The sequence below is a fragment of the Actinoallomurus vinaceus genome (assembly GCF_039542055.1).
GTDB lineage: Bacteria > Actinomycetota > Actinomycetes > Streptosporangiales > Streptosporangiaceae > Actinoallomurus > Actinoallomurus vinaceus.
Genome location: NZ_BAABHK010000007.1, coordinates 347,697 through 362,311, shown reverse-complemented (window position 1 = coordinate 362,311; position 14,615 = coordinate 347,697). Strand labels below are relative to the sequence as shown.

The following is a 14,615-nucleotide window of genomic DNA, read 5'->3' as shown; positions in this document are numbered from 1 at the left end:
CATCGACTCCCTCCTGGACTGGCCTCCGGCGCCCAGAGGCCGCGGACCGAGGACCGGGATGCAGGATCCGGTGCGAGAACGATATAGAGACCAACATCACACTGCAATACTCGAACTGAAACTAGAAAAAAATCGACAGTCGATCCGCCATTCGTATCGTCAAGCCGGGCCCGTGGAACCGCGGACGACGAGCTCCGGCTCGAACAGCAGCTCTTCGGGGGCGGCCTGCGAGCCGTCGATCTGGGCGTCGAGAAGGGTCACCACCGCGCGGCCCATCGCGTCGATGGGCTGGCGCACCGTCGTCAGCGGCGGGTCGACGCAGCTCATGAACGCCGAGTCGTCGAAGCCGACCACCGAGACGTCCTCGGGAACCCGCCGCGCCTGCCGGCGGACCGCCTTGATCGCACCCAGCGCCAGCGGGTCACTGGCGCAGATCACCCCCGTGACCCCCCGGCGCAGCAGGCGGGTCGTCGCCGCCTGGCCCCCTTCCAGGGAGAACAGGGTCCGCTCGACGAACTCCTCGCCGCCGAGGCCGGCCGTCCGGGCCAGCCGCTCGAAGGTCTCCACCTTCCGGCGGGACGGCATGTGGTCCGCCGGGCCGACGACCAGGCCGATCCGCTCGTGCCCCAGCGCGCGCAGGTGCCCGTACGCCTGCTCGACGGCGACGACGTCGTCGGTCGCCACCGCCGGGAAGCCGAGGTCGGCGACGGACGCGTTCACGAGCACCACCGGCATGCCGCGCCTGCGGAGCAGGTGGTAGTGATCATGTGCGGCGTCCGCCTCCGCGAACATCCCGCCGGCGAAGATCACCCCGGAGGCCTGCTGGTCGAGCAGCAGGTTGACGTACTCCGGCTCCGAGAGGCCGCCCGCCGTGCGCGTGCACAGGACGGGCGTGAAACCGAGTTGCACCAGGGCGCCGCTGACCACCTCGGCCAGGGCGGGGAAGATCGGATTCTGCAACTCCGGCAGCACCAGGCCGACCAGCCGGGCCCGGTCGCCGCGCAGCTGCGTCGGCCGCTCGTAGCCCAGCACGTCCAGCGCGGTCAGCACGTTGTCGCGGGTCGCCGCCGAGACCCCGGGTTTGCCGTTGAGCACCCGGCTGACGGTGGCCTCGCTGACCCCGGCCTTCTTGGCGACATCCGCAAGTCGTCGTGACATGCCGCAAGAATATCGCAAATCCTGCAAATCGCTTGCAGGTATTGCGGGAAGCCCTGCCGTCCGGGTGCCCCGGCGCCATGTCCTCTTCGCCGCCGGCTTCCGGCCGGCATCCTGATCCGAGGCAGGACACCGACCGGACCGGCCGTTCACGAGCGCTTCGGCTCGAAGTGCAGCGCGGTGACCCCGCAGTCGAACGTCTGCGCGGTGACGAGGTCGAGCCGCTGGTACGCGTCGCCCTTGGGGAACACCGGCATTCCCGTGCCGATCGCGGTCGGGTTGACGAACAGGTGGAGTTCGTCGAGGAGTCCCTCGGCGATCAGACTCGAGACGAGCGTGCCGCCGCCGTACGCGATCATGTCCCCACCGGGCCGGGCCTTGAGCCGGTTGATCGTCTCGGTGAGGTCGCCGCCGGCGACGGTGGCGTTCTCCCACGGCGACTCGGTGAGGCTGCTGGAGATCACGACCTTGGGCGTGTCGTTCATCTTGTCGATGGCCTTCTGCTCCTCGCCCTCGGGTCCGGCCGCCCAGGCCGGGATGAACCCCTCGGCGAGCCGGCGGCCCAGCACGATGCAGTCGACCGGCTCCGTGAGCGCCGTGACGTACGCCTTGATGTCGTCGGTCCACGGGAACGTCATCCAGTCCATCTCGCCGTTCGGGCCGGCCATGTAGCCGTCGACGGTGGTCTGGACCTGGAGCTTGAACGTGCGCATGAGGTGCTTCCTTCCGGGTTCGGGCCGGTGGCTCGAGTGCGGCGGTCCGTCCGCCGTTCTCATGTGCCGTCAGCCTGGCCGAACCCGTTTACGGAATGTTTACGGCTTCCCTCCGCGCCCTCCGGAAGCTCCCGCGTGACCGCCCGAGGGCGATCACTCCTCGAGCTGGATGGCCAGCGCCGGGCACACCGCCGCGGCCTGCCGGACGTCGGCGGCCAGGCCGGCCGGCGGCTCCTCGGCGAGCAGGACGACGATGCCGTCCTCGTCGCGCTGGTCGAACACGTCCGGGGCACTGGTCACGCACTGTCCGGACGCGACGCACTTCTCCTGATCGACGATGATCTTCACGGGATGGCTCCTTTGCCGGGATTACCAGGTGACGGGGAGTTCGTAGACGCCGTAGACGGATCCGTCGTGCTTGAACGGGATCCGGTCCAGGTCGGTGGCGAGTCTCAGCGTGGGGATGCGCTTGTAGAGGGTGCTGTAGACGACCTGCAGCTCCAGGCGTGCCAGGGGCTGGCCCAGGCACTGGTGGACGCCGAAACCGAAGGCGACGTGGTGGCGGGCCTCGCGCCGGAGGTCCAGCCGGTCGGGGTCCTCGAAGGCGTCGGGGTCGCGGTTGCCGATGTCGTTGGGCAGGATGATGCCCTCACCGGCGCGGATGGTCTGGCCGCCGATCTCGATGTCCTCCAGAGCCACGCGACGCCGCCCGTTGTGCGTGATGTTCAGGTAGCGCAGGAGCTCCTCCACCGCCGAAGCGACGAGCTTCGGATCGTCGGTGTCGCGCAGCAGGGCGAGCTGGTCCGGGTTCTCCAGCAGGGCCAGGGTGCCCAGGGCGATCATGTTCGCGGTGGTCTCGTGCCCGGCGATCAGCAGGAGCACGCCGATCTGCGCCGCGTCCTGCCGGGTCAGCTCGCCCGCCTTGACCCGCTCGGTGAGCCCGGACAGCAGGTCGTCGCCGGGATTCTCGAGCTTCTCACCGACCAGCCGGTCCAGGTAGCCGGTCAGGTTCCCACTCGCCGCCATCCGCTGTTCGGGCGTCGCGGTCCGCCTGATGATGGTCTTGCTGTTGTCCTGGAAGAAATCGTGGTCGGAGTACGGCACGCCGAGCAGGTCGCAGATGACCAGCGAGGGCACGGGCAGCGCGAACGCCTCCACCAGGTCCACGGGCTTCGGGCCGGCCAGCATCTCGTCGATGAGCCGATCCACGATCTTCTGTATCGCCGGGCGCATGGCCGCGACCCGCTTGACGGCGAACGGAGCGGTCACCATCCGGCGCAGCCGGGCGTGCTCGGGGTCGTCCATCAGGATGAAGCCGATCTTCGACCCGCCCGGCTGGATCGGCGCCGAGCTGGGGTAGCCGGGGCGCTCGATGTCGGCGCTCACCCTGGGGTCGGCCAGCACCGCCCGCTGGTCGGCGTAGCGGGTCACCAGCCACGGGGTGCTGCCGTCCCACAGCCGGACCCTGGCCAGCGGGCCTTGGCGCTGTTCGGCCAGCAGATCCGGGGGCGGGTCGAACGGGCAGCCCGCCGCCCGGTCCATCGGGTACTCCGGGATCGCGGCCGCCTCCGGGCCGGCCGGACTCACTGTGCTGCTCATGGCGTCCTTCCTTTCAACGGGATCTCGCCTCGATCAGGGCAGGGCCGGCGTGAGGTCGGGCCGTGCGTCGACGACCTCCTGCCGGCGCAGGCGGACCTGCTTGGGCATGTTCCAGCCGAGGACGCCGATGACGCGGCCGTCCCGGTGGTAGCGGGCGACGAAGCGGCGGTCGGCCACCGCGCCGTCGACGATGGTCACCTCGGCGTCCGGGCCCGGCAGGCCATGGACCTGGATCTTGGTGTCGAACTGGTCGCTCCACATGTACGGCACCGGGGCGTACGGCCGGTCGTCGCCGAGGATCGCGGCGGCGACGGCCATGGCCTGCTCGGTGGCGTTGGTCCGGTTCTCCAGCCGGATCAGGGCGTCCAGCCCGGGGTGGTGCCAGCGGGCCACGTCGCCGACGGCGTAGATCCCGTCGGCGGCCCGGCAGTGGGCGTCGCAGACCAGCCCGTCGTCCAGCCGCAGCCCGCTCCCGGCCAGCCAGTCCGTCGCCGGCGTGCACCCGATCGCCACGACGACCACGTCGGCGGGCAGGACCTCACCCGTGTCCAGGCGTACGCCGGTGACGCGCCCGTGCCGGGCGGTCAGCCCGCCGACTCCGGCGCCGAGCCGCAGGCCGACCCCGTTCTCCAGGTGCGTCTCGGCGAGCAGCCGGGAGACCAGCGGACCGAACCGGCCGGCCAGCGGCGCCGGTCCCGGGCCGGCCATGGTGACCGCCGGGCCCAGGCGGCGGGCGGTGGCGGCGATCTCGGCGGCGAGCACCCCGTCCCCGACGACCACCACGCGCGAGGCGGTGAGCAGGTCGGCCCGCAGGGCCGCGGCGTCGTCGAGGGTGCGCAGCACGTGCACGCCGGACAGGCCGTCCTGGCCGGGCAGCGTACGGGGCCGCAGGCCGGTGGCCACGACGACGGCGTCGGCGCGCAGGGCGCGCCCGGACCCGGTCCGTACCGTCCGGGTCGCGGGGTCGAGGCCGACGGCGGGATCGCCGAGGATGAACGCGGCGTCCAGGGCGGACAGGTGGGCGGACGGGCGAAGCTCGGCCCGCTCGGGCTCCCACGCTCCCGCGAGGACCTGCTTGGACAGCGGAGGCCGGTCGTACGGCGCGTGCTGTTCGGCCCCCAGCACGGTCAGCTCGCCCTGGTACCCCTTGCGGCGCAGGGCCTCCGCGGTCGCGAGCCCGGCCGCGGACGCGCCGACCACCAGGACCCTGGCCGGAACCCCCGTCACCGCCGCACTCCGAGCGCCGTCTTGGCCGGCGATGAGGTATGGGGCTCCGCGCCGACGCGCGCGGTCATGAGGTCTCGCTCAGGCGGATGGCGCCGGCGGGGCAGACGTCGGAGGCCTCGCGGACCGCGGCGTGCAGCCGCTCGGCAGGTCGCTCGTCGAGCAGGACGACGATCGCGTCGTCCTCCCGCTGGTCGAACACCTCCGGGGCGAGCAGGACGCAGTTGCCGGCGCCGCAGCACTTGTCCTGGTCGACGGTCACTCTCATCACTGGAACTCCTTGGAATCCTCATGGGCCGGGGTGACCGGAGCCAGCAGCAGCCCGACGATCGCGTCGATCAGCCCGGTGGCGGCGTCATGCCAGCTGGACCGGGCGGTGGGCGTGCCCTCGGCGAGCGCGCGTTCGCGTTCGGCGGTCATGTGCATCACCAGCTGGCGGACCATCTCGCCGCGCTCCATGCGGACCTCGACCGGCAGTTCGGGAAGGCACCGGTTCATCCCGTCCACGGCTTCGCGCAGCGACGGCTCGCCGAGCGACTCGTCGACCATGATCGTGCGCAGCTCGGGGTCGGTCATCACCTGCGCGCTGAACCGGGCGAACCAGCTGGGGCGCGGCAGCGAGGCCAGATGCTCGATGTTCGGGCGCAGCAGGCACGCGATCCAGTCCCGCAGTTCCGTCGAGCCGGTGACCTCGGCCACCATCTGCGTGCGGATGCGGTCGATGTCCTCGGTGTGCCTGCGGATGATCGCGCGGACGAGGTCGGTCTTGGTGCCGAAGTGGTAGCCGACCGCGGCGGTGTTGCCCTGTCCCGCGGCCTCGCTGATCTGGCGGTTCGATACGGCGAACACCCCGTGCTCGGCGAACAACCGCTCCGCCGCGGCCAGGATCGACTCTCGCGTCGCCTGCACCCGTTCCGCCCGTACCGCCATGATCATCTCCCTCACCATCGCACCGGCAGGCTGTGCAGCCCGCCGACGACCAGTCCCTTGACGCGCTCTAGATTCTCAGCCGGGACGGCGAGTTCGAGGGACGGCAGGCGGTCGAGCAGCACGCCGAGGACGGTCTGCAGCTCGGTGCGGGCCAGCGACTGCCCGAGGCAGGAGTGCGCTCCGGTGCCGAAGGTCAGATGCGGGTTCGGGCTGCGGGTGAGGTCCATCTCGTCGGCCCGGTCGAAGGCGGTCTCGTCCCGGTTGGCCGCGGCCATGTCGCACAGCACGGTGGTGCCGCTGGAGACCGGCGTGTCGCCGACCTCGACGTCCTGGTCGATGTAGCGGACCATGCCGAGCCCGAGGTTGGTGTCGAACCGCAGTGCCTCCTCGACGGCGGTCCGGATCAGCGACCGGTCGGCCAGCAGCCGCTCCCAGCGCCGCCGGTCGGCCAGCAGCATGGCGACCATCTTGGCGATCATGTTCGCGGTGGTCTCGTGCCCGGCGACCAGCAGGCCCTGCCCGGTGGCGACCAGTTCCGCCTCGGACAGGCCCCGGCCCTCGGCGTCGGTGGCGACGATCAGCTCGCTGAGCAGGTCGTCGCCCGGCTCGCCCCGGCGGTCGGCGATGTGGCCCGCCATGTACGCGTTGAACTCGGTCTGCGCGGTCTGCATCTGCTGCTCGGTGTAGCGGGTCAGGTTGAGCATGCAGTCCGACCAGTGGGCGAACCGGTCCCGGTCGGAGTCGGGGACACCGAGCAGGTCGCAGATCACCCACACCGGCAGCGGGAACGCCAGGCCGGTCTTGAGGTCCGCGGGCCCGCCGCCCTCCACCATCGTGTCGATGAGCCCGCCGGCCATGGCCTCGATCCGCGGTCGCAGCGCCGCCATCCGCCGGGCGGTGAACCACTTGCCTACGAGCCGCCGCCAGCGCAGGTGCTCCTCACCGCTCTGGGGGAGCACGGTGGCCATCTCGTTGTTGAACACCCCGCCGGACTCGGTGTCGGTGATCCGCGCCGCGTCGGGGGCGCTCAGCCGGCGGCCGAACCGCGGGTCGGACAGCACCTGCTTGACGTCGGCATAGCGGGTGACGAGCGACATCTCGTCTCCGCTCGGCATCGTGATCCGCGCGACCGGGCACTCGCGCCGCAGCGTCGCCCATTCGGCCGGGGGCTCCAGCGCCGCCGGGCGGGGGAGCGGGTAGTCCAGGCCCTGCTCGTCGACCTGACTCACGGGGTGTCCTCCTGTCGACTCGATGTCGTCGCTGTTGTCAGTGAACCCGCTCGACTGGACTAAGTCAATCGATTGATTTAAATTTTGCCGAGGCGGATGCACCGCCGCCGGTTCCGATGGAGGTTCTCCCATGTCCCACCCCCCGACGGCCGCCGGAGCGTCCGGCCCGCCACGAGCGAACGCCGGTCCGATCGTCGCGGTGCTGGCGCTGGGCGGGATCGTGGTCTCGCTCATGCAGACCCTGGTGATCCCGCTGCTGCCCCAGCTGCCCCACCTGCTCGGCTCTTCCGCCTCGGACACGACCTGGGCGGTCACCGCCACGCTGCTGGCCGCAGCGGTGGCCACTCCGGTGGTCGGGCGGCTGGGCGACATGTACGGCAAGCGGCGGATGCTGCTCGTGAGCCTGGTGCTGCTGATCGTCGGCTCCGCCGTCGCGGGCCTGTCCAGCTCCCTGCCGCCCATGGTCGTCGGCCGCGCCCTGCAAGGCCTGGCGTCCGGCGTGATCCCGCTGGGCATCAGCATCATGCGCGACGAACTGCCCGTCGAGCGGCTCGGCGCGGCGACCGCGCTCATGAGCGCCTCACTCGGGGTGGGCGGCGCGCTGGGCCTGCCCGCCGCCGCGTTCCTGGCCGAACGCGCCGACTGGCACATGCTGTTCTGGACCTCGGCCGGCATGGGCGTGCTGGCCACCGTGCTGGTGCTGCTGATCGTGCCGGAGTCGCCCGTCCGCAACCCAGGGCGTTTCGACGTGCTCGGCGCGGCCGGGCTGTCCGCCGGCCTGGTCTGCCTGCTGCTGGCCATCTCCAAGGGCGCCGACTGGGGCTGGACCAGCGGACTGACCCTCGGGCTGTTCGCCGTGGCGGTCGTCGTGCTGGCGGCGTGGGGCTGGTGGGAGCTGCGCACCCGGGAACCGCTCGTGGACCTGCGCACGACCGCCCGCCGTCAGGTGCTGCTCACGAACATCGCCTCTGTCGTGTTCGGCGTCGCGATGTTCGCGATGTCCCTCGTGCTGCCGCAGCTGCTGCAACTGCCCAAGGCGACCGGGTACGGCCTCGGCCGGAGCATGCTGACGGCGGGCCTGGTGATGGCGCCGACCGGGCTGGTGATGATGGCCGCGGCCCCGTTCTCCGCCCGCATCTCCGCGGCCCGGGGCCCGAAGGTGACCCTGATGGCCGGTGCGGTCGTGGTCGCCGCCGGGTACGGGATCGGCATCGCCCTGATGTCGGCGATCTGGCAGCTGGTGCTCGTCTCCTGCGTGATCGGCGCCGGTATCGGCCTGGCCTACGGCGCGATGCCCGCACTGATCATGGGGGCCGTGCCGGTGTCGGAGACCGCCGCCGCCAACAGCCTGAACACCCTGATGCGCTCGATCGGCACCTCGGTGTGCAGCGCGGTCGCGGGCGTGGTGCTGGCCCACATGACCGTCACGCTCGGCCCGGCGAGCGTGCCCTCGCAGAACGCCTTCCGGGTGGTCATGGTGATCTCCGCGGCCGGGGCCGTCATCGCCCTCGTGGTCGCGGCCTTCCTTCCCGGTCGGCGCGCGGCCACCCCTGACCCGTCGCCCGTGGCCACGGAACCGGCCAAGACGCACTGAGCCGGACCGGCGGACCGCCTCGGCCTCCACCGCGCCGGCCGGAGTCACCCTCGTGCCTCCGGCCGGCGCGGTCGGCCGTCAGGGAACCCCCCGGCCGCCTTCGATCCACGTGATCCGGCCCCCGCTCCGTACGGAACTCCCGCACCGGATGCGCCGATCGGCGCATCCGGTGGCTACGATCGGGTCATCCGATGCTTTTCCTTCAGGGGGGACCGTGAGCGACGTCCCAGGGCCGTCGGACGGTCGCAAGCCGGTCTTCGCCGCCGAGCGCCGTAAGCGCATCCTCGAACTCCTCCGCGCGAACGGCACGCTGTCGCTGCGCCAGCTGGCGGAGGCCGTCCAGTCGTCGGAGGTCACGGTGCGCCGTGACGTCCGCGCGCTCGAGGCCGACGGGCTGCTGGACCGCCACCACGGGGGAGCGTCGCTGCCCGGCGAGCTCTCCCAGGAGCCGACGTACCTGCAGAAGGTCCACGTCGGGAGCGAGGAGAAGGCCGCGATCGCGGACCTCGCGACCGCGCTGGTCGACGACGGCGACGCGATCGCCATCGGCCCCGGCACCACGACGTACGCGCTGGCGCAGCGCCTGACCGGTCACACCGACCTGACGGTGGTCACCAACTCGCTCCTGGTCGCGCAGGCGCTGGCGGCCTGCCCGCGCATCGAGGTCGTGGTGACCGGCGGCACGCTGCGCGGTCCGGTCCAGGCACTGATCGGCAGCGCTGCGGAGCGGTCGCTGGCCGGCCTGCGGATGCGGCGGGTGTTCATCTCCGGCAACGGCCTCACCGCCGAGCGAGGCCTGTCCACGCCGAACATGCAGGTCGCCGGTACCGACCGGGCGCTGGCCGAGGCCGCCGAGGAGGTCGTGGTGCTCGTCGACCACAGCAAGATCGGCGTGAACACCATGGTGCAGACCGTGCCCCCCGAGCGCATCGACCACCTCGTCACCGGCGAGGACGCGCCGCCGGACGAGCTGCACGAGCTGAGCGCGCGCGGCGTACGGATCCACATCGCCCGTCTGTGATCTGGCAGGCGACGGCCCTGCCGTGGTATCACGAGCGATGAACCGGCGCGGTACCGGGAGGTGCGTCGTGACGGACAGAGCCCTGGAGGCTGCCGGGATCCTCAAGACGTTCCCGGACACGGTCGCCCTCGACCACGTCTCACTCACGCTCGCGCGCGGTGAGGTCCACGCGCTGACCGGGGAGAACGGCGCGGGCAAGTCCACGCTCGTCAAGGTCCTGACAGGTGTCCATCGCCCGGACGCCGGACGGCTGCGCCGGGACGGCGAGCAGCTACGGCTCGGCGGCCCGCTGGACGCCCGCCGCGCGGGCATCATGGCGGTCCACCAGGACGACGCGCTCATCCCGTCGATGAGCATCGCCCGCAACCTGTTCGCCGGTGCGGAGCCGAGGACTCGGCTCGGCCTGATCGACACCGCGCGGATGTACGAACGCGCCACCGGCATCCTGGCCCGCTACGGCCTGCGCGTGGACGCGCGCCGCCCACTGGCGACCCTGGACCCGGGCGCGCGCACCCTGGTCGCGCTGGCCCGCGTCGTCACGGCCGGCACCGAAGTGATCATCCTCGACGAGCCGACCGCGGAGATGGATCCGCCGCAGATCGAGACGCTGTTCCGTGTCGTGGCCGAGCAGCGCGAGCAGGGCCGCGCGGTGCTGTACGTGAGCCACCGGCTCGACGAGCTGTACCGGCTCGGCGACCGCCTGACCGTGCTGCGCGCCGGCCGCGTCGTGCACAGCGGCCCGTTCGCGGCACTGGACCGCCGCACACTGGTGTCCATCATGCTGGGGCGACGGCTCCGGCCCGGGCCGCCCGCCGCGTCCGAGGCGGCCGCCGGCGCCCCTGCGGAACCGCCCTATCTGCGAGCCACCGGGCTGACCCGCCGGCACGCGCTGGCCGACGTCTCGCTGGAGCTCCGCGAGGGCGAGGTGCTGGGGCTGGGCGGCCTCCTGGGGGCGGGACGCTCCGAGACGGCCAAGGCGATCGCGGGGGCGCTGACCCTGGACTCCGGTCAGGTCACGGTGGCCGGCGCGCCGCTGCCCCGGCGTTCCATCGCCGGCGCGATCCGCGCGGGCGTGGGCCTCCTGCCGGAGAACCGCGCCACCGAGGGGATCATCCCGTCGCTGTCCGTCCGCGACAACATCGCGCTGGCCGCGCTGCCGCGCCTGTCCCGCTTCGGCATCGTGTCCGGCGCACGGATCGACCGGGTCGTGGAGACCTTCATGCGCCGCCTGCACATCAAGGCGACGTCACCGCTGCAGAAGGTCGCCGAGCTCTCCAGCGGCAACCAGCAGAAGGTCCTGCTGGCCCGCTGGCTGGCGATGCAGCCGAAGGTGCTGCTACTGGACGAGCCCACACGCGGCATCGACGTGGGCGCCAAGGCCCAGCTGCGCGACCTGCTGGACGAGCTGGCCGTGGCCGGCCTGGCCATCCTGCTGATCTCCTCCGACCTCGAGGAACTGGTCTCCGGCTGCGACCGCGTCGTGGTCCTGCGCGACGGCACCGTCGCCGCCGAACTGACCGGCCCCGAGGTCACCGAGGACCGCATCATCGCGGCGATGGCCTCCGCCGACGCCGAGCGACCAGATCACTGACCGCAACCAGGCAGGACAACGTCCCGGTGACACGGCGGTCGCGGCCGCCGAGTGTGTCACCAGGGGTGTCGCCCAGGCGTCAGGCTGTTGCCAGGGATCCGCCCGTCGGGCCGTCGTGGCCCAGGAGCCTTCGCTCATAGCGCGAACCTCTGCTCGGCCCAGACGAGCTTGCCGCCCTCGCGGCAGCGTGCCGCCGACCAGTTGACGCACAGGCACTCGATGATCCCGAGGCCCCGACCGCCCGTGTCGAGAGCACCGGCCTGGCGCTTCATTGGCAGCACCGGGTTGATGTCCCACACCTCCGTGAAGAGGCTGGGGCGGTTCAGCCGGAGCCGCAGCTTGACCCGGCCGACCTCCCTCGTGCCGGTTGCTTGATGAAAGGCCTCAGTGGCCTTGATGGCGTTGGTGACGAGCTCGCTCGTGATGAGGACCGTCCCCTCGACCAACTCGTCCGGGAGGCGCCAGTGCCGGGCGACCTCTGCCACGAGCCGCCGGGCGAGAGAGACCGCGTTGGGGACAGCCGCCAGCGTCACGGCCTCGTGCCGACGGATGGGGAAGCACGCCTGGTGCGGGGTCATGGCATCACCTCGTTCAACCGCAGAGCGCATCCGATCTGTGACACGCTGTTGTCGTGCACAAGGATGAACCTGCCTACTAGATCAATGCAAGGTTGTGCATTCGATAAGTTATGCATCCTTGTTCGAGGAGGAAGTCGATGCCCGTCCGTCCCCGTCCCACCGTCCGTCTGCGCAGACTGGCTGGAGCTCTGCGTCGGCTCCGCGCGACCAAGTCTCTGAGCAGGGAAGATGTCTCCGAAGCCACCGGCATCAACACGGCCACGCTCTACCGCATCGAGACGGCACGCGTCCGTCCGCAAGCTCGGACGCTCGCCGCGCTGCTGACGCTCTATGGAGTGGAGGAGCCCGAGCGAACCCAGCTCATGCAGCTCCTCAAGGAATCCGGCCAAGCGGGATGGTTGCGGGCGTACACCGACGAACTGCCGGAGGAGTACTCCGCCTACATCGAGTTCGAGCAGGAAGCGCTGTCCGTCTGGAACTACGAGAGCCTCTACGTCCCTGGACTCCTACAGACCGAGGCGTACATGCGGGCGGCCATCCCCGGTGGCATGCCCTCACTCACACGCGAAGAGGTCGAGCGGCGCGTCCAGGTCCGAATGGAACGCCAAGCGGTCCTCGATCGTGACCAGCCGCTCAAGTTCTGGGCCATCTGTGACGAGGCAGCGCTTCATCGCCTTGTCGGCGGAGCGGGCGTCATGCGTGAGCAGCTTGAGCACCTGGTCGATGTGGCTGAGCTTCCCAACGTGACACTGCAAGTCATCCCTTTCGATGTCGGCGCCCACCCGGGGATGCCGGGCAGCTTCATCGTCCTCAACTTCGCCGACAACCCCACCGTGGTGTATGTCGATTCCATGGCCGGTGATCTCTTCATCGAGGAGGAGGCCGATATCCGTCGGTACACTGCCTTCTATGAGCACCTTCGGGCCGTAGCCGCACACCCGACGGCGTCCACACGGCTGATTAGGAAGCTCAGCGAGCGTTTGACGTGAGAGGAGGTGCGGGAGATGCCCCATACTTCCCGCGCCCAGTGGCGCAAGAGCACCCGCAGTAGCAACGGTGCCAGCTGCGTCGAGGTTGCTGTCATCCAAGGTGACGACGACACTGAAGAAGACTAACTACCCCCACTAAGAAGCCCTGACCTCGCGGACGGTCAGGGCTTCCTCTTATGATTCAACGGACTCGGCTGACTTTATCCGCTAATTCTCATGCAAGGCGGCCTGGAGCCGAGTGATGTCCTCGAGATCCTTGGCCCTGCGGGGACTGCCGGGAACCCAGACCGGCATCATCTGCTTGATCTCGATCTGAGCTCTCGGATTGATGATCGGGCATTGCAGATCGCCGATACGACCCATATGCGTTTCCAGCATGTGTTCAGGCCACGGCGAGCCGGCCCACGGGCCGCCACCGACCACGACGCGGCCTGACGTATCCGTTCGGAGCAGATTGAAGCTCAGGTCTTCATCGTCTTTAAGCACGTCGAGCTGCTGATCGGGCGGCAGACCAGGCATTGGCTGATAGCCACGCTGGGCGAGCTTGGCGCCGAGAACAGATGCGTCGTCGGTCCAGGCGAACCAGTCGATGTCACGGTGATCGCGCGTGATCTCGCCCAGGAAGAAATCCATGGCCCACCCACCCCGAAGCCAAACCTGGATACCACACTCAGATGCCATGGCCACGACCTCAGCTATGAGCCGCAACTGCCGGGCGGCACGAATCTCATCCACAGCCACGGACGCTAACGGCATCGGTCGGCCGCAACAACTCGATAAACAACCAATGAGTACGGCGGCTTACGGGACCGGATCGAGGCGACGTCAATGGTGCCCTAGTAGATGAGCTTCCTCTTGCCGTACCTCGCCGCTACCGCCCGGAAGCCCTCATCCTGCGGTTGCCGCTCCGCAACCTGGTCCGATTCGTCGCCGCGGTCAAACACTGTCGCGACGCGATCGACGAGGACCCACGCGGTCGTCCGAGTCCGCGTCGACCAGGAGCATGGTCTCACCGGTGAGGCGATCATTCCAGGCGGCTTTGTCGAAGCCCACGATCAAGTCCTCCAGCAGTGGCTTGTACCACCAGGCCGAGTGGACGCGCTCGCCCACGACGAGCACGGCAGCCCTTGGTGGTTGTCGGCCGATTGGCTTCGCACTCACGAGCGTGAGCCGGTCGGCCACCGCCTGCTTCGACGGCTGATCGATCACTCTGAAACCGTTCCGGGCCCACTCACCTCCGAGGAGAACGGGGCCGACTTCTACGCTTACATCCTCGCGGCCCGGCCCAGCGGGCTCACGACCGCCGCACTTGGAAACCCTGCCTGGCGCATCGGCGCGACCGGCCCGGAAAGCGTCGCGCTCATCCTCGCAGGAGACGGCCGGGACACGATCCACGCCGGTGGCCCCGAGGCGCTGGACGCGCTGGGCCTCTGGGTCGAGACGTGGCGCTCCGCAGGGCGCCCCGGCTACCGACGGCTCAGGCCAGAACTCCACCGAAGCGAAGACGGATGGATCGTCCGCGCGGCACTGTGAGGGGGAAGGCGTCATGGAGACAACGGCGGCGAGCAGCTGCTCAGTCCGGGAGCAAGGTCCTGCTGGCCCGCTGGCTGGCGATGCAGCCGAAGGTGCTGCTGCTGGACGAGTCGACCCGCGGCATCGACGTGGGCGCCAAGGCCCAGCTGCGCGACCTGCTGGACGAGCTCGCCGTGGCCGGCCTGGCCATCCTGCTGATCTCCTCCGACCTCGAGGAACTGGTCTCCGGCTGCGACCGCGTGGCGGTACTGCGCGACGGCACCGTCGCCGCCGAACTGACCGGCCCCGAGGTCACCGAAGACCGCATCATCGCCGCAATGGCCACCGTCGCCGAGCGACCGGATCACTGACCGGCCCCGCATGCCGCCGTCGACGGCATTCCGTAGCTGGCCCATGAGGGCGTCCTTCCGGTGTCGGCCGGGGGGACCGCGCGCGGTTTGCAACACTCCTACTAACCCA

General features: G+C 70.4%; 17 protein-coding genes. 7 read left to right on the top strand and 10 right to left on the bottom strand.

The annotated features are described in order from the left end of the window. Positions 1–159: 159 nt before the first annotated feature. From ABEA24_RS25910 to ABEA24_RS25875, 8 genes are all read right to left on the bottom strand, one after another. On the bottom strand, positions 160–1,158 hold the full coding sequence (locus ABEA24_RS25910) for a LacI family DNA-binding transcriptional regulator (RefSeq protein ID WP_345433653.1): 999 nt from the start codon (positions 1,156–1,158) through the stop codon (positions 160–162). Positions 1,159–1,304: 146 nt separating this feature from the next. Then, positions 1,305–1,868, bottom strand: a complete 564-nt coding sequence (locus tag ABEA24_RS25905) for a dihydrofolate reductase family protein (protein ID WP_345433652.1) — start codon at positions 1,866–1,868, stop codon at positions 1,305–1,307. A 153-nt stretch (positions 1,869–2,021) separates the two neighbouring features. Beyond that, a complete protein-coding gene (locus tag ABEA24_RS25900; protein WP_345433651.1) occupies positions 2,022–2,216 on the bottom strand; it encodes a ferredoxin in 195 nt (64 codons plus the stop codon). Positions 2,217–2,237: 21 nt separating this feature from the next. Then, positions 2,238–3,467, bottom strand: coding sequence for a cytochrome P450 (locus ABEA24_RS25895; protein ID WP_345433650.1), 1,230 nt, complete (start codon positions 3,465–3,467; stop codon positions 2,238–2,240). Between the two features lie 33 nt (positions 3,468–3,500). After that, positions 3,501–4,694 (bottom strand): NAD(P)/FAD-dependent oxidoreductase, encoded by a 1,194-nt coding sequence (locus ABEA24_RS25890; RefSeq protein WP_345433649.1) that lies wholly within the window; start codon positions 4,692–4,694, stop codon positions 3,501–3,503. A gap of 64 nt (positions 4,695–4,758) precedes the next feature. Further along, positions 4,759–4,959 carry a ferredoxin gene (locus tag ABEA24_RS25885; RefSeq protein ID WP_345433648.1) on the bottom strand — a complete coding sequence of 67 codons (201 nt, stop codon included), beginning with the start codon at positions 4,957–4,959 and terminating at the stop codon, positions 4,759–4,761. Continuing rightward, positions 4,959–5,621 carry a TetR/AcrR family transcriptional regulator gene (locus ABEA24_RS25880; RefSeq protein WP_345433647.1) on the bottom strand — a complete coding sequence of 221 codons (663 nt, stop codon included), beginning with the start codon at positions 5,619–5,621 and terminating at the stop codon, positions 4,959–4,961. The genes ABEA24_RS25885 and ABEA24_RS25880 overlap by 1 nt, the downstream gene beginning before the upstream one ends. An 11-nt stretch (positions 5,622–5,632) precedes the next feature. Further along, entirely contained in the window at positions 5,633–6,850 is a 1,218-nt protein-coding gene (locus ABEA24_RS25875; protein WP_345433645.1) for a cytochrome P450, read from the bottom strand. Positions 6,851–6,980: 130 nt separating this feature from the next. Between ABEA24_RS25875 and ABEA24_RS25870 the strand changes: the two genes are divergently transcribed. The 3 genes from ABEA24_RS25870 to ABEA24_RS25860 all read left to right on the top strand — a co-directional run bounded on the left by ABEA24_RS25870 (position 6,981) and on the right by ABEA24_RS25860 (position 11,056). Beyond that, positions 6,981–8,444, top strand: a complete 1,464-nt coding sequence (locus ABEA24_RS25870) for an MFS transporter (protein ID WP_345433644.1) — start codon at positions 6,981–6,983, stop codon at positions 8,442–8,444. A gap of 214 nt (positions 8,445–8,658) precedes the next feature. Then, on the top strand, positions 8,659–9,465 hold the full coding sequence (locus tag ABEA24_RS25865; protein WP_345433643.1) for a DeoR/GlpR family DNA-binding transcription regulator: 807 nt from the start codon (positions 8,659–8,661) through the stop codon (positions 9,463–9,465). 67 nt (positions 9,466–9,532) lie between these two features. Continuing rightward, positions 9,533–11,056: a sugar ABC transporter ATP-binding protein gene (locus ABEA24_RS25860; RefSeq protein WP_345433642.1), complete on the top strand. Its 1,524-nt coding sequence runs from the start codon at positions 9,533–9,535 to the stop codon at positions 11,054–11,056. A gap of 134 nt (positions 11,057–11,190) precedes the next feature. Here the strand turns inward: ABEA24_RS25860 and ABEA24_RS25855 are convergent, their stop codons facing one another. Continuing rightward, a complete protein-coding gene (locus tag ABEA24_RS25855) occupies positions 11,191–11,634 on the bottom strand; it encodes an ATP-binding protein (protein WP_345433641.1) in 444 nt (147 codons plus the stop codon). A 137-nt stretch (positions 11,635–11,771) separates the two neighbouring features. On the opposite strand from ABEA24_RS25855, the gene ABEA24_RS25850 reads away from it, so the two are divergent. Next, a complete protein-coding gene (locus ABEA24_RS25850) occupies positions 11,772–12,623 on the top strand; it encodes a helix-turn-helix domain-containing protein (protein WP_345433640.1) in 852 nt (283 codons plus the stop codon). A 15-nt stretch (positions 12,624–12,638) separates the two neighbouring features. Continuing rightward, positions 12,639–12,749, top strand: a complete 111-nt coding sequence (locus ABEA24_RS53690) for a DUF397 domain-containing protein (RefSeq protein ID WP_425551232.1) — start codon at positions 12,639–12,641, stop codon at positions 12,747–12,749. Between the two features lie 81 nt (positions 12,750–12,830). On the opposite strand, the gene ABEA24_RS25845 is transcribed toward ABEA24_RS53690, so the two are convergent. Then, positions 12,831–13,379, bottom strand: a complete 549-nt coding sequence (locus ABEA24_RS25845) for a nucleotidyltransferase domain-containing protein (protein WP_345433639.1) — start codon at positions 13,377–13,379, stop codon at positions 12,831–12,833. Positions 13,380–13,715: 336 nt separating this feature from the next. Here ABEA24_RS25845 and ABEA24_RS25840 point away from each other — a divergent pair, with 336 nt between their 5' ends. Together ABEA24_RS25840 and ABEA24_RS25835 are read left to right on the top strand one after the other, a co-directional pair. Then, on the top strand, positions 13,716–14,156 hold the full coding sequence (locus tag ABEA24_RS25840; RefSeq protein WP_345433638.1) for a hypothetical protein: 441 nt from the start codon (positions 13,716–13,718) through the stop codon (positions 14,154–14,156). Positions 14,157–14,236: 80 nt separating this feature from the next. Continuing rightward, positions 14,237–14,506, top strand: coding sequence for a hypothetical protein (locus tag ABEA24_RS25835; RefSeq protein ID WP_345433637.1), 270 nt, complete (start codon positions 14,237–14,239; stop codon positions 14,504–14,506). Positions 14,507–14,615: the final 109 nt, after the last annotated feature.

Coding starts and splice junctions, on each gene's coding strand:
- ABEA24_RS25910 (WP_345433653.1), bottom strand. CDS start 1,158: ATGTCACGACGACTTGCGGATGTCGCCAAGAAGGCCGGGGTCAGCGAG.
- ABEA24_RS25905 (WP_345433652.1), bottom strand. CDS start 1,868: ATGCGCACGTTCAAGCTCCAGGTCCAGACCACCGTCGACGGCTACATG.
- ABEA24_RS25895 (WP_345433650.1), bottom strand. CDS start 3,467: ATGAGCAGCACAGTGAGTCCGGCCGGCCCGGAGGCGGCCGCGATCCCG.
- ABEA24_RS25885 (WP_345433648.1), bottom strand. CDS start 4,959: ATGAGAGTGACCGTCGACCAGGACAAGTGCTGCGGCGCCGGCAACTGC.
- ABEA24_RS25880 (WP_345433647.1), bottom strand. CDS start 5,621: ATGGCGGTACGGGCGGAACGGGTGCAGGCGACGCGAGAGTCGATCCTG.
- ABEA24_RS25870 (WP_345433644.1), top strand. CDS start 6,981: ATGTCCCACCCCCCGACGGCCGCCGGAGCGTCCGGCCCGCCACGAGCG.
- ABEA24_RS25855 (WP_345433641.1), bottom strand. CDS start 11,634: ATGACCCCGCACCAGGCGTGCTTCCCCATCCGTCGGCACGAGGCCGTG.
- ABEA24_RS25850 (WP_345433640.1), top strand. CDS start 11,772: ATGCCCGTCCGTCCCCGTCCCACCGTCCGTCTGCGCAGACTGGCTGGA.
- ABEA24_RS53690 (WP_425551232.1), top strand. CDS start 12,639: ATGCCCCATACTTCCCGCGCCCAGTGGCGCAAGAGCACCCGCAGTAGC.
- ABEA24_RS25845 (WP_345433639.1), bottom strand. CDS start 13,379: ATGCCGTTAGCGTCCGTGGCTGTGGATGAGATTCGTGCCGCCCGGCAG.
- ABEA24_RS25835 (WP_345433637.1), top strand. CDS start 14,237: ATGCAGCCGAAGGTGCTGCTGCTGGACGAGTCGACCCGCGGCATCGAC.